Below are 15,006 nucleotides of genomic sequence, written 5' to 3' on the forward strand. Positions count from 1 at the left end.
CTCACGGGGTGTCCGGTGAGTCCGGGAATCGGTTGGGGGTGATGTCGAAATCGAGGTCCGCGTCGGCCAGGGACAGGGGCTGGGCCCAGGCCGGAGGCCGGTTCTCCCCGATCACCTCGTCGAGTTTCTTGCGCAGCGAGGGGTTGGTCGCGACCGCGGCGATCTCCGTTCCGGCCAACGTGCTGTAGCGGCAGACGGCGGTGAGGCAGAGCAGGAACTCCTCCAGGGACAGGCTTCCCGCCGGGATCTCGGCCTGCACCACGACGCAGTCGCCGATCAGCACGAACCGGGCGCGGTAGCTCAGCACGTTCCACTGCGAGACGAGTTGGAGGACGGACTCGCGTTGCGCGTGGTCGAGGCTCCGCTGCAGCAGCGCGCGCACGACGATCCAGTGCCGGCCGAGGACGACCTCGATGCCGACGGCGTAGAAGTAGGCCGGAACCGGGCAGCGGTAGGAGGTGACCACCTGGTTCGGGCCGGTCACCTTGTACGACCACTCGATGGCGTCGAAGTACCCGGAGATGGTGTCAGTCGTCGTCACGGTCCCCCGCCGCGTCCGGCCCGGCGCTGGTCCGGGCGGTGATCTCGAAGTCCAGGTCCCTGAGCGGCCGGGTGTCCACCGGGATGCCGGGATTCTCCTCGTCGAGCCTGACCACGAGCCAGAGGCTCGCCTTCACGTCCAGCGGATCGTAGATGTTGAAGGACTTGTACTGGATCAGATTGCAGATCTCCACGCAGAACTCGGCGACCGAGATCCCCGGGTACCAGATGTCCCCGGTGCAGATGTGCGGAGGTTTGAAGTTCGGGTGGAAGATCGGCGTTCGCCACACCACGGTCGGGGGGAACTTGGGAAAGCCCGCGCCCAGGGTGATGTCGAACTCGTGCCGGTCGGTCTCGTCCACCCGGTCGTTCCACCGCATCAGCCCGCGGCAGGTCAGGGTGACGCTGTACTGGGTGGGCGGCACACCCGTGCTGGTGAAGCTCAGCATCGAGCTGGAGGCGGCGAGGCTCTTCATCTCCTCGAACTCGCTCTGCAGCCGCCGGTCGCGCGGGCTCATCACCACGGCGAGCCTCCTTCCGGTGCGTCGGATCCCGCGGCTTCGGATCCCGCGGCGTCGGGCAGCGGTCCGCGGGTTCCCGACAGCTCGAACGTCACCACGGCGCCCTCGGCCCGCAGTTCGAGCCACGTCCACGGCGGAACGCCCATCTCCGCCGGCGACAGGTCGATCCACGGCTCGCCCCCCTCCACGTGCGCGGCGAACAGCGGGATCACATCCGCGTCGCAGTGCGGACAGACCGGCGGACCGTCCGCCGCGTGGGCCCGCATCACCTGCTCGGAGCGCCCGCAGACCGGACACTCCCAGCTCAGCAGCAGCCGGGCCGGGAGCTGGAGCACGCCCTCCGGCAGGCGGGCGGAGGTGCGGCAGTGCGCGAGCACCTTCCGCCAGCTGTCCCCGGCGTCGGGCCCGGCGGCCGCGTCCGGCGCGGCCGGCTCCCGGTGCAGGACGCAGTCGGGATCGATCGGCAGCGCGTGGTTCCAGAACCGGCCGTTGGCCATGTCGATCCGGAGCTCGCGGCCGAGCGCCGACCGCTGGTCGTGCCGGTCCCGGTGCAGGTACTTCAGCGCCTCCTGCACCATCAGCGCCGCGACGGCCGAGGTGAGCGTCGGCGTGGTCGGGACCCCGCCCTCGGCGAGCGCGCGCCGCTCGTAGGCCAGGCAGGACTGACGGAGCGCCAGCTCCTCGACGTCGGCCGAGCTGAGGCCGCAGGCGAAGCAGGGCTGCGGCGCGTCGGCCGTGTCGGGGCCGAAGAGCTGGACCGTGCCCTCCCACGTGGTGAGCCCGCCGTCGATCATGAGTCGGCCGGCCTGCCGGGCGAGCTGGCTCAACGCGACCCGCCCGCCCAGGTTGTCCAGGCAGCCGAAGACCACGTCCGACCGCTGGACGAGCCCGGCCCCGAGCAGCAGGCGCAGGTCCCCGTCGAGCCCGAGGACCCGGCAGTCCGGATTGAGCCGCCCCGCGGCCGCGGCGAGGGCCGGAGCCTTGGGCCTGCCGACGTCGGCCTGCCCGAAGAACACCGACCTGCTCAGGTTGCTCTCCTCGACGGTGTCGAAGTCGACGACCACGACCTCCCCCCACCCGAGCATCACGAGGTTCTTGACCACCTCGTTGCCCAGGGCCCCCGCGCCGGCGACGACACAGCGCGCTCCGCGGACCCGGGCGGCGTCCCACCACTCGATCTGTTCCAACCGCTCATACCGGCCGGGCGCCACGATCGGTCACCCCCTTGTCCGGCTCCGACGGGCTGTATGAACAACCGCGGGAATAGCACCGGTCCCGATCAAGGAATTTCCAGCAGTCGTCGCAATACGCACCACCGCAGAGCGGACACTGCACGACGCCGCCTCCCGCGGTCAGCCGCGTCCGGCACTGCTGGCATTTCGACCCGACCAACCGCGAGCCCGCGGCGAGAATGACACGCTGAACCTCATGGAATACGACCGTGTGACCCGCGAAATAGAGTTCGTCGCCATGGTGCAGCACCGCGAGGAAAACCGGCTTCACGGACCCCCGGACGACTTCCAGCCGCACCGGGAGAACGACCGAGGCGCCGGACTCGGTCCGCCCCAGCCAGACCCCGGATTCCTGGGCCGTCGGCGGATTGTTCTGTGCATGCTGGAGCGAGTCGCTCCGAAGAAAAACGTAATGCCCTCGATCGGGAAAAGGCACGACCCACTCACCGAAATCCAGACGTGGAATCGGAAGGGAGTCCCTGTCCATGCCGCCCCCTCACCCTCGGTGCCGGACGGGACCCGGTCAGGCTAGCACCCTGCCCCATGAAAATGACCAGGCACGGAGAAAATACGATCGCTTCGACAGACATACCGGGGCCCGTGGAACATCGCTGCCCCGGTGCGGGAGTCGTTCTCCCATACCGGGGCAGCGATGCTCCACGGGACCGTCACGCGCGAGCGGCGCCGGCACCGGCTCTCTCGTCGAGGGGAATGATGCGGCTCTCGGCCGTGCCGATGAGCGGGGTCTCGGAGTACACGTCAAGTTGCCCGGTCATGGGCCCGATCCCGATCCGGTGCACGGTGGTGATGCCGATGGTGCTCACCGTCGCGCTGTGCCCGTTCAGGTTGACCGACGGCACCAGCAGGGAGAACGACGTCGATCCGCGGTCGATGCTCGTCTCGATCGTCACGCTCACCACCCGGCCGAGCGCGCTCTCGACCACGCTCACCTCGTCACCGCGGAAGACGTGGGACCTCGTCGGGTCGGCGTACTCGAAGGAGCTCAGGCCGCCCGCTCCGAGCGGCATCCAGACGACGTGGATCGGGGCGTGGTGCCCGTGGGAGGAGTGGAACTGGTAGTAGTCCGGCTCGGTCACGGCTTCTCCGTCTCGGTTGGCGATCCCCCCACCTGACACCCCAGCCTCCGCCGGGTCCGCCGCCGGTCCCCCGAGGGCGCGCGCGCTTGGACCGAACGTGCGACACGGGCTCGTCCGAAGGCAGGCAGCGGTCCCCGCCGGCCGGCGTCGGTGCCTCAGGGCCGAGCGGTGTCGACGAGGGTGTCGAAGACCAGCCCGCTGGAGCCCTCGCCGCGACCGACGCCCCGTCGGGCGCCGAGCCAGACGGAGACGCTGCCGTCGTACCAGCGGGTGCGGTGGTAGGCGAGGGCGAGCGTGGTTCCGGTCGGAGGCACCTCCTCCTCGTTGACGAAGTAGGGGTTTCCCGCGTCGATGCCCTCCCTGAGCAGACTGGTGTGCGGCCGGACCGGTTTGCCGTCGATCACGCTGGGCATGGCGGCGCGCTGCAACCGGATGGCCCGGTCGCCGCCGGGGACGTGCACCGCGAGGAAGGGCACCCAGTTCTCGGGGACGACGCTCATCGCCTGGTAGCCGATCGGCGCGCGGGGAGCGTCGGCGGCCGGGGCGGGCACGAAGCGCCGGCGGTGCTGGAGGATCTGCGCCACGACCTCGCTGCCCCGGCGGGCCTCGCCGGTGGGCAGCGGGACGGTCTTCTCCACGCCCCAGACCATGTTGGCGTTCTCGTCGCGGATCAGCGCGATCTCTTCCAACGGCGCCCCCTCGGCCACCTTCGGTACGGTCGGGGGGAGGAAGAGGCTCAGGTCGGCGGGAACGTCGGCGGTGCCGATCGTGTCCAGGGTGTACATCGACCAGCGCTGCCAGTCCTCGTCCTGGCCCGCCCCCGCCGGGCTGATCCACTGCCGCTGCCCGAACACGTCGGTGACCGCCAGTCCCCGGATCGACGCGAGCACTCCGGCCGGGAGGTCGCAGGGCAGCTGGTACCAGTCGTTGCTGTAGACGAGCGCGAATTCGAGGAAGACGAGCTTCGCCAGGTCGGTGCTGTCCGGCTGGACACCGGCGAAGTTGGTACGGCCGTCCTCCACCGCCCACCAGCGGGGCAGGGGCATGCCCGAGTACCGGACCGGCGCCGGGAACACGGTGCGGTTGAGGGGCGCCGGCGGCGGAGCCGTCCCGCCGAGCGGGGCACCCGGGTCGACGGAGAACGCGTGCCAGTCCAGGTGGCCACCGGGGAACTCCTGTGCGGTCAGGACCTTCTCGGTGCCGGTCGGAGCGGCGGAGATCGAGAACCGGTGTTCGAGCCTGGTGGCGTCCCAGGTCGCGTCGCCGCCGGGCTGGTCGAACAGGTCGTCGAACCAGGCGACAAGACGGACACCCAGGCCGTCCAGTTGCGCACGTGCCGGCCCCGAGGCGGAGATGCCGTCCGAGGCCTTGCCGTTGTCCACCTTGATGTGCCGGTAGAGCGCGTACCCGTCCATCCGGCGGCCGGCGACCGCCTGCAGGGTGGACCACACCTGAGGGTCGGACGTGCGCGGGGTGTCGGCGTCCACTCCCGGATCGGGCAGGGCGATCGGGTACTTGGCGATGTAGGTCTTGCGCAGCTGCTTGAGGCCGAGCTGCGGGCCGAGGAGCTTCATCCAGCGCCGTCCGATGGCCAGGCGCAGGTCGAAGGAGATCGGATCCGGGCCGAACGCGAACGGCAGGGCCCGGCGCTCGGCCACCACCTCCAGCGGCCGGTCGGTGGGCAGGGCCTCGGCCGCACCGGACCCCGGCCGGAACCTGGACGGCACGGAGGTGGCCACCGAGTAGGTCGCGGTGACGGGCGACCCGGCGTCGGTGCCCCGGAACTCACCGAGCTGCCATTGGCGCGTCAGCATCCAGAGCGGGTCGCGGACCTCCGCACGCAGCGCACGCTCGAACGACGTGGTGCGCGGGCGGCCCTCCAGGCGGTTCCAGAGTCCGACGGTGGGGAACAGCCGCTGGTCGAGCGCGGCGCGGAGGTCCTCGATACGGGTGGGCTCAGGCATCGGCTTTTCCTCGCAGGTTGGCGGTTGCGAGATCGGTGCTGATCGTGATCGGCCGCCGGGTCGCCGACATCACCGTCGCGGGCAGGAGTTGTGCGTAGGCGGTGGTGTCCAGGTGCGCGGGCTCGACGGCGCGGGTCTTCGCCAGGTCGAGGGTCTCGCCGACGGCGCCGAGCAGGTCGTCGGCGCTCCAGTTGCCCGTCCGCTGCGGTGGGGTGACGAGGAGCATGGCCTGCGGCGGCTCCGCGTCCGGGCCGTTGTAGTGGAACGCGATCCCGGTGGTCTCCTGCTGGGCCGGGACGACTTCGGTCCATTCGTCGAGCAGCAGCCCGCAGTGCCGGTTGACGCCCAGCAGCGGCTCGGGAGCGTAGTGGGCGGTGAAGAGCACCCGGTCCTCGGTGATCCGGGTGCCCGCCGCGAACTCCATGCCCAGCCAGTGGTCGTTCGGGCGGTAGGGCAGCTGGACGGGCACCAGCTCGGGTTCCTGCCATCCGAGGAGGTCGCCGAGCAGCCCGCCCGGACCGCGCAGGGCGTCGGCGACGAACACGGCCTGTTCCCACAACCGCGGCTTCTCGCGCACCCGGGCGATGCCGTGCACCCAGTCGTCGACCGGAAAGTCGCGCCGGAAGTCCTGGACCAGATGGCTCAGCAGCTGGTCCTTGTCGATGCGGGCCTTCTTCCAGTCCGTCTGGAGCTGGTCCGGCGCGGTGAACTCGGGCACCACGAGGAAGTCGCGGCCGAGCATCGCCTGCAGCGCGTCGGTCGCGGCCCGCACCCGGTCGGGGGCGGTCAGGGCCTGGTCGTACGCGGCCAGGGCCTTGTCGGCTGCGGCGAGCCTGCTGGTCACCTCGGTGAGCAGGGAACCGGCCCGGTCCAGCAGATCCCTGGCGAAGCCGACGATCCGGTCCTGGAAGGGCGTCAGGTCGAGGCCCGCCGGGTCGAACGCGCTCAGCGGCAGGAGAGCGGCCACGTCCGCGAGCAGCGCGCTGAGCGTGGTGTCCGTCGTCCTGGCGACGGCGCGCAGCGCCAGGAGGCGCGAGTTGAAGGCGGCGCGCTCCCCGCCGACGATCGCGCGCAGCTGCCCGGGCTGGGCGGGACGAGGGGTGGTGGGCTTGGTGGTGAGCCGCCATTCCGCCTGCTGGAGCAGCCCGAACCGCCGGTCGACCGTGGCCGAGGAGGGGAGCTGGTCGTACGCGGCGATCAGGGCGTCGGCGGCCGCCAGCGAGGCGGCCATGCGGTCCGCGGTCGCCGCGACGGCCGTCAGCACGTCGCCGAACACGGCTCCGCGCCACAGGACCGCCTCGCCCCAGCCGCTGCGCGGCATGCCGAAGCCCCCTGCCGTCCGGGCCAGGTTCGCGTAGCCGGTCAGGAAGGTGTCGATGCCCGTGACGAGGGCGGCCCGGTCGGGCTTGGCGGGCGCGTCGGGAAAACGGGGGGCCAGCGAGGCGACATAGGAAGCGGTGTCCTGGCGCAGCTGGTCGAGGACGGCGCGAACCGCCGCCGGCCGGCCCCGGTCCAGGGTGACGGCGTCGTCCGTGGTCCGGTCGACCGGCTGTCCGGCGGCGCCCGGGACCAGGTCCGTCGGCCGCAGCGGACGTGACCGGGTCAGCAGCGAGCGCAGTGCGCCGACCAGGGGCGACACCTCGAAGAAGGTCAGTTTGCCGGTGATCCGCTCGGTGTGGCGGATCACCAGCTTCGCATCGGGTCGTGGCCGCTCCTGGGCCACGACCACGGCGACGATCCGGTCGTCCAGGTCGGTGAGCGCCGCGTCGTCCGTCGGCTGGACGCCCCACAGCATGTCGAGGGGCTGGAGCCCGAGGTCGGCCTGGGTGACCACCCGGAGGCGGTGGGCCCCGGTGACCGGGTCCTGCCATTCCACGGTGGTGGCCACGTCCGTCGCGGACGGCAGCATCGTGGGCAGCCAGGCGTTGACCGCCGGCTCCCCCAGCGCCCGTGGAGCGGTGCCGGGGAGCACCACCGGACCGAGCCCGTGGCTCAGGCCGGGAGTGAACATCAGGCCCAGCCGGTGGGTGAGGGTGACGCCGCTGCGCGGGGTGCGGACCACGGCCGGATCGGGCGGGAAGCCCTCCTTGGCGTAGGCGTCGAGGGTCGCCGACGCCCGTTCGGGGTTTCCCCGGAGCGTCTGGTGGGTGGCTTCGGCGACGGCGAGGTCGGACACCGCGTCATGGAGGTCGAGCAGGTGCTGCACTTCGGCGTTCATCGCCTGCTGCTCGGGGTCGGTCGCGGTGGGCAGGTTCGCGACGCCGAAGGGGTACTCGGGGTGGGCGGGTTCCCGGGTCGCGGCGCGGACGAGCGCCAGTCCGTCGACGACGTTCCGTGCCTCGACCAGTTCGACCGGAGTGCCCGGCGCGGCGGTCGAGAGCTTTCCGGAGCGCAGCGGGAACGCCCCGCGCAGCGCCGGCAGGAACTTGTCCAGTTCGACCTCGGGGTGCCCCTCGTGCAGGCCCCGTTCGAACCGGTAGCCCAGCATCGCGCCCAGCGACTGGCCCTGCCGGAGCCCGTCCAGCAGGGTGAGCGCGACCCGGACGCGGTCGGAGCTGAGGTTGACGGCGAAGCAGCCGGGGTTCCCGGGCGAGCCGTTGGCGAGGTAGCCGGCCCGCAGGACGGCCGCGGTGGTCGCCTGGGCGGGCGACGGAGCGTGCACGTAACCGCCGTTCCCGGGATCCTGCAGCAGCGGGCTGGACCCGCTCGGGGTGAACAGCGCGCCGAGACTGCCCGTCAGGTGGACGGGGGTGAGGGCCGCGGTGGCGGGTCTGACCTCCTCCAGCCATCCGTAGGCACCGAGGTGCAGCCCGGGACGGGCCGGGGAGGTGCCGTCGGCTCCGTACCGCAGTTCGGCCAGGCGTTCGTTGACCAGGCCGAGCCGCCAGGCGTCCAGCCGGTAGGTCGCGCAGTCCAGGTGCTCGGCCAGCACGCGTTCCAGCCGGGCGGTGGGCACGTCGGCGAGCAGCCGGAGGGCGGCGGTCTGCTCGGCCAGCTGCCGGGCCGCGGGATGGGTGGCCAGCACATCCGGAATGAAGTCGACGACGAGCTTCGACGGGTCATGGGTGATGGCGGGGTCGGGAGCGTACAGCTTCCGGTACCGGCTCTCGCTGGGCTGGGGCGGCTGGGTGTCGCGGATGTGGATGAACAGCGGGTCGGCGGCCGACAGCGTCTCGCCCGCCGCGGCGGCCAGCCCGCGCGCGGTCTGCTCCCAGCCGAGCAGCACCGCGTGCCGCAGCAGCAGGTAGAGCACGGCCGCCGGGGGCCGGTCGTCGGTGAAGCCCTTCTCCAGACGGACGGCCTCCAGGTCGCGCGCCGCGTTGTCGGCGAGCCACTGCAGGTAGTTGCGCCCGTCGGGCACGTACGACCGGATCGTCCTGCTCTCGGACAGCGGCTGGTCGTCGACGAGGGGACCGAGCAGCGGGTACTGCTCCTCGGTGAACAGGCGGCGGACGATGGCCGGGTCGACGGCGGGCTGTCCGGGCGGGGCCAGCCGGTGCAGGAGGGCGAGGATCGGCTGCGGCATGCCGAGCCGGTCCAGCGCCGGCAGCACCCGCGGGCCGTTGCTGCCGAGGTTCTCGCGGTTGTAGATGTCCTCGACGCTCTGCGCGTAGCGCTGGTGGTACTCGGCCGAGGTGGGGTGCAGGGCGAGGATGTCCAGCAGCAGCTGGTGCGGATCGGCCGCCGGTGTCCCGGGCGGGGTGTGCTTGCCCAGGTACGACACCTGGGCGGCGGCGTTCCTCCAGTCGACGGCGGCCGCGGACAGCAGGGCGCCCAGCGCCCGGCGGTGGGTGGCGGTCTGGGGCCAGGTCAGCCGGGAGAAGACGGTCGTCGGCAGGATGCCGTACGGCTGGCGTCCGATCCTGACCGCGGGAATCGGGCCGCGTCCGGAGACGTAGCGGACGAAGAAGTCCCGGGTGTCGCTCACCGTACGGTCCGGAACCGTCGGATACAGCATGGTCTGCAGATAGGAACCCCAGGTGGCGGGCCACAGCGCGAGGTTCGCGGCCCGGGCCTCGCGCTGGTCGGTGCCGTCCGCACCCGCCACGCCGGTCATCACGGCGGGGTCGAGGCCGAGGAGTTCGGCGAACCACCGGCCGTCCGTCCTGGTCGTCCAGTCGTCGGCCGCCGCCGCGGCCGTGGGGGCGGACGCGGCACGCAGCACCGCGGCGGACACCGCGCGCGGGTCCTGTCCCGCGGGTGTCTCCTCGCTGTTGTTGGTCGGGGTGCCCTGCGGCAGCAGACTGAAGCCGGCCTGGCTGCGCAGCTGGCGCGTCAGCAGGTCGGCGAAGTCGGTGGCGGTCTGTCCGGCGGTGCTGTTCACCCGCAGACCGAGGACGACGAGCCGTTCGACGCCGCCCCGGAAGCTGTCCTGCAGCGGCACCCGCACCGCCATGCCGACGCCGACCGCCGTGTCGAAGTCGGTCAGCCAGCGCAGCGCGGCGGGGACGGTCAGCACCCCGGTCTGCTCGTCGACCTTCGGCTTGTCGGCGGAGCCGGGGTCCGGTCCGACGTCCAGCGTGGCCGGCACCGGCGCACCGGTGACGGAGAACACCTGGGCGGCGCCGACGTACCCGGTCACGGTGAACCGGTCGGGCAGCAGCCGGGCCCGGGGGGCCTGGGTCCAGGAACGCGACGACACGTCCGTGGCGGCGGGAGGCGGCAGTACGAGGAAGGCCACCAGGACGCTGTTCCCGGTCGCCGTCGACGCGCCGTCGATGCCGACCGGCCGGCTGGCGCGGACGGCGTCCGCGCGGGCGGCTCCCACCGCCGCCAGCAGCGCCGCGTCGGCCGCGGCGATCTTGGCCCGGTCCCCGTGGGCCTGCCACACGGCGGTCCAGTACGTGGTGGTGGGCTGCCGGTCGGCCGCCGCCACGGGCTGCGGGGTGACGAGCACCAGAACGGCGGTGCCGGGGTCCACGCCGGTGGGCTGTTCGGTCGGGTTGGCGGGGCGCCGGTTCTGCAGCAGCCAGTTCGCCCGCCCCGCCGGCACCCTCGCCGTCAGCTCCTGCCACGCGGCCTGTTCGGCGGGCGCGTTGCCGCCGGCCCGCCACAGCGCGGTCCAGTAGGCGTCGACCGCGCCGATCTCCGCCTGGGTGGGCAGGGGCTCGAAGGACTCCACCGACCATTCGTCGGGGAAGATCCGGACGAGCAGCTCGGCGGCGGTGAAGCGGGTCTCGATGCGCACCGGTCCGAGCAGGACCGGGAAGTCGTCGCTGAGCGGCAGGGCCGCGGTCGGGTGGAGGGTGGTCACGGCAGCATCTCCTGTGCGTGCACGGCCATCAGGACCGGTGCCCGGAAGAGGACGTAGGCGATGTCGGCGGAGCTCAGTCCCGCGTGCCACAGCGGCAGGGACAGGTCCTCGGTGTGCTGGTCGTGCTTCTCGGGGTCGTCCTCCGGGTGGGCGAACTCGCGCAGGACGACGGGCACGGTGCTCCCGTCGAGCCGGACGAACCCGGTGGACGCGGGGTCGATGTCCGGCCAGGAGAGGTCGTTCCAGACCTCGACCCGGGGCGGGGTCGCGTCGGGTTCGACGTCCGCGCCGAACCGGGGCTCCCCCGGTCGTTCCTTGATGACGAAGAACCAGCCCGCGCTGCCGGGTGGTTCGGCTCCCTTGGCCTCCGTGGCGGTGAGGTCGAAGCCGAGCAGGTAGATGTCCGGCTCGATCTTCGCCTCGTACAGCGGAAGCCGGATCTCGTCGTGCGAGGGGTTCGCCTCGTCGACCAGGTCGACGGGCAGGCGTTCCTTCCGGGGGTCGGGCTGTCCGTCGGTGAGTTCCCAGCGGGCGCGGTGGGCGTAGATCGCCGCGTTGGGGTACTTCTTCAGCAGCTCGCCGCGGATGACCAGCACCAGCTCGTTCGCCTGGACGCCCGTCTCGCGGTTGTTGTGCTCGCCGAGCTTGGACTCCTGCGTCCAGGTGGCGACCGGCGGGACGTCGTACAGCCGTTCGCGCCGTTCGCCGGCGCTCTCGCCCGGCAGGGCGGGCGCCGCGCGGACGTCCCAGAACTGGCGGAAGGGCGTGCCCCGCTGGTCGGTGGGGTACTCGCGCCAGAGCAGCTCGTTGGCCATCTCGTGGTTGAGCCCGACCAGGTAGGCCTCGATGAACTCCTGATCCGTCTCCAGCAGGGTGATCGAGTTGGGCGGGACCAGGTTGATGTTCGGCATGAACAGGTCCACCGACATGTCGAGCAGCGCCCGGTACATCGGCATGTCCAGGACCGGGTACGCCATGGCCTCGAGGAACTGCTCGGCGAAGGGCGCCAGTCGCCCGGGCAGCCGGACGGAGCTGAGCAGGCTCCGCGGCACGGTGTCGTCCGGCCGCAGTCCGGCCAGGGTCGCCGCCGTGGTGCCGAGGACGTCCAGCGGGCGGCGTGCGCCGTCCTGGCCGCCCAACTGGGCGTCCGAGTAGCCCTGGTAGATCTCGTGCAGCGCCTGCTTGAAGGACTGCGCCTCGGGGCTGTCCGCACCGCCCGGGGAGGGGATGAAGGTGTCCCCGGGGAGCGTCAGGACGAAGTCGTGGCTCGTCGGCAGCTGGTCCACCGGGTCGGTCGGGGCCGCGGCCGCGGCGACGGCCGGGGTGGGGTGGAGCACCTGGTCGAGCCGGGTGGGCGTGATCACGGCGGCCGGCCGCACCTTGGGGGGCGCCGCCGTGACACCTCCGGTGTCCGCGTCCATCCTGACGATCAGGTCGTGCGGCGACCGGTCCGCGGTGAACGGCAGCCCGCGCACCAGCCGTGATCCGGGCCGGGCGATGCGGCGCATCGGCGCGGACACCGGGGCGGTGGAGACCCGGCTCTCCGAGAAGTGGAAGCCGACGGCGAGCTGTTCGGCCGCGCCCGCCGACCGTCCGCTCGCCGTCGCCGCCTGCTGGGTGGTCGTGACGACCCGGGAATGGGCCGGCGCGGTCAGCGTGAGCGCCCTCCCCGACGCGGGAACCGCGGTGAGGGCGGCGGCCGGGGGGTCCAGGTGCTTGTTCTGCAGCACCGTGCTCACTTCGCGGGCCAACTGTGCCGCCCGGATGCGCGCGTTGGCGGCCAGGACGTCGCCGACCTGGGCCCAGGCGGCCTGCATGAACTCCTCCTGCCGCTTCTGCACCACCTGGGCGCCGAGGCCGGCCGCCACCCGGAACCTGGGGTCGAGGTTGAGCCGGTGCACCCAGTTGCGCTGGTTGGCGGCCGGGCTGCCGTCGCGTTCGGTCAGCAGCCGGGAGGCCGGCGCGTGCCAGCGTCCGTACAGCGGCGGGGTGACCACCGGATCGGCGGCGCCGACGGGCGGCGCCGCGAGCGTGGTCGCCAGGGCTCCGTGGGCGGCGGCCGGGGTCCGGGTGAGGTAGTCGTCGGCCAGGTTGATCAGACCGGCCAGAGCCTGCTGGAACGGGTGCGGATAGTGGAATCCGAGCCGCTGGAGATCGTCCCAGGTGTCGTAGTCGTCGCTCGGACGGTCCGGCTGCCGCAACGCGCCGCCGAGCTTGAGCACGCCGCCGAGCACCGTCGGCACGGTGATGCCGGGCAGTCCGGGCCCCGCCGACCGGTGCACGTCGAGGTCCCGGCGGCCGACCCGGGGGTCCAGTTCGGGAACGGGGTCCAGCAGACGGACCAGGTACTCGAAGTCGCCCGCGCTGCCCGTGGAGAAGAACCAGCGGTGGTAGTACGGCAGCTGCCCCGGAGCCTGCTGGCCGTTGTAGCCCTTCCCCCAGCTGGGGTGGAGCGCGCCCGGTGCGGCGGCCGGGTCGAGACCGAGGCCGGCCAGGCGTCCGGTCTCGAAGGCGGGTACGAGGAAGGCGTGATAGGCGGTGTCCGGAGTCAGCCGACGTGGACACAGCAGCCGGGCGCACGCGTGGTCGGCGTTGGTGCGCAGCACCTGGGCGAGCGCGGGCAGCACACTGCCCATGTCCTCGGACACCACGGGTGAGTCGAGCGATCCGTTGACGTGGACGTGCCCCCAGGCGCCCAGCTGGTCGGACGGCGGCAGGGCGCTCGGGTTGCTCACGGCGATGTACGGCAGTGGCCGGCCGGCGGCCCTGCCGTCGGTGAACTCGGCGCCGTCGGTGGAGCGGGAGTCCGGCCCCGCGGCGAGCACGACCAGCGCCAGCCAGGGCAGCAGCCGGCGTGTGGTGGCGTCGGGGGCGGCGGGGCTGTAGCGCCAGGGGAAGTCCTCGTCCTGGAACTCGATGTGCGCCAGGTAGTTGGGTTCCATGTTGGTGATCCAGGACCGCGGCTCGGTGCGCGAGACGGCGCGCGGATCGATCCCGATGACGTCGCCGGGACCGTAGATCTGCACGGTGCGCTGCACGTCACGGCTGAGCGGCCCCGCGCCGGTGCCGTCCTCCGCGGTGACCCGCAGCGCGACCGGAACGCTCGCCCGGGCGGCGGTCCCCGGGTCGGTGGTGATCCTGGTGGCGATGCCGGCCCGGAGCCAGGGCAGGAACGTGTAGGCGTTGTCCGTCACGGGCTGACCGCCGCGGCCACGTCGAAGAACTCCGCCTTGACGGTCAGCTCCTGGACAGCGGGGTCGGCCGCGGCCTGTCCGGAGCGCACGACGCCCCCGGCGACCAGCACCAGGGTGTCCGACAGCGGTGCGGCGGCGAACGCGAACCGGCCCGTGCCGAGCCCCGCCGCGGCGCTCCAGCCGCGGGTCGTCGCGTCGAAGAGGGCGGCGCTCGCAAAGCCGACGTCGTCGCCCACGCCGTCGCCGCCTCCCACCACCAGGACCTGCGTCCCCCCGAGCGGAACGGCGCGGTGCAGGGCACGACCGCCGGGCATGTCCGGTACCGCGGTCCACGTTCCGGTGTCCTGGCTGTAGAGCTCCGCCCCGGCCCGGCTGAACGGGTCGAAGGTGCCGTCGCCGGGACCGCCCGGCGCCCGTCCACCGGTGACGAGCACCGCGGCTCCCGCGGAGAGCGCGGTGGCCTGGTGCTCGGCGCGGGGGGCGAGGAGGGCGCCGGTCGGGCTCCAGGTGGCGGCGGCGGGGTCGAAGAGTTCGCAGTACGCCAGTGCGGTGTCCTCGTCACGGGCCGTGGGCAGGGTGCCGCCGGAGACCAGCACCCGGCCGTTGGCCAGCACGACGGCCGGGTGCCCGCTGCGGGCGTCGGTCATCGGCGCCGTCTCCGTCCACGTACCGGTGGCCGGGTCGAACAGCTCGGCGGAGGCCAGGGCCTTGACCGACTGGGCGGAGCGGATCGTCGTCCCGCCGGCGACGAGCACCTTGTCGCCCACGAGGGCGGCGCTGTGTCCCCAGCGCGCGGTGTGCATGCTCCCGGTGCTGGTCCAGGTGCCGGCGACGGGGTCGTAGATCTCCGCCGCGGCCAGGCCCGGCGCCGGGAACTGGGCCGTTCCGCTGATGCCTCCCGCGACCAGCACCTTGCCGTCGGACAGCCGGGTCGCGGTGTGCAGCCGACGGGGTGTCTGCAGACTTCCGGTGGCGGTCCAGGCCTTGGTGGTGTGGTCGTAGACGGCGGCCCGGGCGAGCGCCGCGGCCGATCCGTCGGAGCCGCCCATGACGAGGACCTTCGTGCCGGTCAGCACGATCGCGTTGTCATGTCGGCCGTACCAGCCTGCGGCCGCGGGCAGGTCGCCGGTGGCCGTCCACTTCCCGGTCGCCGCCGCGAGGGTACTGGTCATGGGCGCGAACCCCTTCGTCGTCGATGCGTGCC

Annotated in this window: 9 protein-coding genes; all 9 read right to left on the bottom strand. The window is 72.6% G+C overall.

Features of this window, described 5'->3' with window-relative positions; translation table 11 throughout:
* Nucleotide 1: 1 nt before the first annotated feature.
* Complete coding sequence (locus ACFU9E_RS07565) at nucleotides 2–541, bottom strand: hypothetical protein (RefSeq protein ID WP_355366247.1); 540 nt, start codon at nucleotides 539–541, stop codon at nucleotides 2–4.
* A complete protein-coding gene (locus ACFU9E_RS07570; protein ID WP_380678932.1) occupies nucleotides 528–1,064 on the bottom strand; it encodes a hypothetical protein in 537 nt (178 codons plus the stop codon). The genes ACFU9E_RS07565 and ACFU9E_RS07570 overlap by 14 nt, the downstream gene beginning before the upstream one ends.
* Nucleotides 1,058–2,248, bottom strand: coding sequence for a ThiF family adenylyltransferase (locus tag ACFU9E_RS07575; RefSeq protein ID WP_380678929.1), 1,191 nt, complete (start codon nucleotides 2,246–2,248; stop codon nucleotides 1,058–1,060). The genes ACFU9E_RS07570 and ACFU9E_RS07575 overlap by 7 nt, the downstream gene beginning before the upstream one ends.
* 4 nt (nucleotides 2,249–2,252) lie before the next feature.
* Nucleotides 2,253–2,780, bottom strand: coding sequence for a hypothetical protein (locus ACFU9E_RS07580; protein WP_380678926.1), 528 nt, complete (start codon nucleotides 2,778–2,780; stop codon nucleotides 2,253–2,255).
* Nucleotides 2,781–2,961: 181 nt separating this feature from the next.
* Nucleotides 2,962–3,390 (bottom strand): hypothetical protein, encoded by a 429-nt coding sequence (locus tag ACFU9E_RS07585; RefSeq protein ID WP_380678923.1) that lies wholly within the window; start codon nucleotides 3,388–3,390, stop codon nucleotides 2,962–2,964.
* Nucleotides 3,391–3,545: 155 nt separating this feature from the next.
* On the bottom strand, nucleotides 3,546–5,354 hold the full coding sequence (locus ACFU9E_RS07590) for a hypothetical protein (protein WP_380678920.1): 1,809 nt from the start codon (nucleotides 5,352–5,354) through the stop codon (nucleotides 3,546–3,548).
* The gene (locus ACFU9E_RS07595) at nucleotides 5,347–10,608 is read right to left on the bottom strand and encodes a hypothetical protein (protein WP_380678917.1); all 5,262 of its coding nucleotides are present in this window, start codon (nucleotides 10,606–10,608) and stop codon (nucleotides 5,347–5,349) included. The genes ACFU9E_RS07590 and ACFU9E_RS07595 overlap by 8 nt, the downstream gene beginning before the upstream one ends.
* Nucleotides 10,605–13,802: a hypothetical protein gene (locus tag ACFU9E_RS07600; protein ID WP_380678914.1), complete on the bottom strand. Its 3,198-nt coding sequence runs from the start codon at nucleotides 13,800–13,802 to the stop codon at nucleotides 10,605–10,607. The genes ACFU9E_RS07595 and ACFU9E_RS07600 overlap by 4 nt, the downstream gene beginning before the upstream one ends.
* On the bottom strand, nucleotides 13,799–14,974 hold the full coding sequence (locus tag ACFU9E_RS07605; RefSeq protein ID WP_380678911.1) for a kelch repeat-containing protein: 1,176 nt from the start codon (nucleotides 14,972–14,974) through the stop codon (nucleotides 13,799–13,801). Before ACFU9E_RS07605 ends, ACFU9E_RS07600 begins: the two co-directional genes overlap by 4 nt.
* Between the last annotated feature and the right edge of the window lie 32 nt (nucleotides 14,975–15,006).

The sequence above is a fragment of the Kitasatospora sp. NPDC057595 genome (assembly GCF_042800875.1).
GTDB lineage: Bacteria > Actinomycetota > Actinomycetes > Streptomycetales > Streptomycetaceae > Kitasatospora.

Excerpts from the sequence above, each read along its gene's own strand:
- ACFU9E_RS07580 (WP_380678926.1), bottom strand. The coding sequence starts at position 2,780 with ATGGACAGGGACTCCCTTCCGATTCCACGTCTGGATTTCGGTGAGTGG.
- ACFU9E_RS07590 (WP_380678920.1), bottom strand. The coding sequence starts at position 5,354 with ATGCCTGAGCCCACCCGTATCGAGGACCTCCGCGCCGCGCTCGACCAG.
- ACFU9E_RS07605 (WP_380678911.1), bottom strand. The coding sequence starts at position 14,974 with ATGACCAGTACCCTCGCGGCGGCGACCGGGAAGTGGACGGCCACCGGC.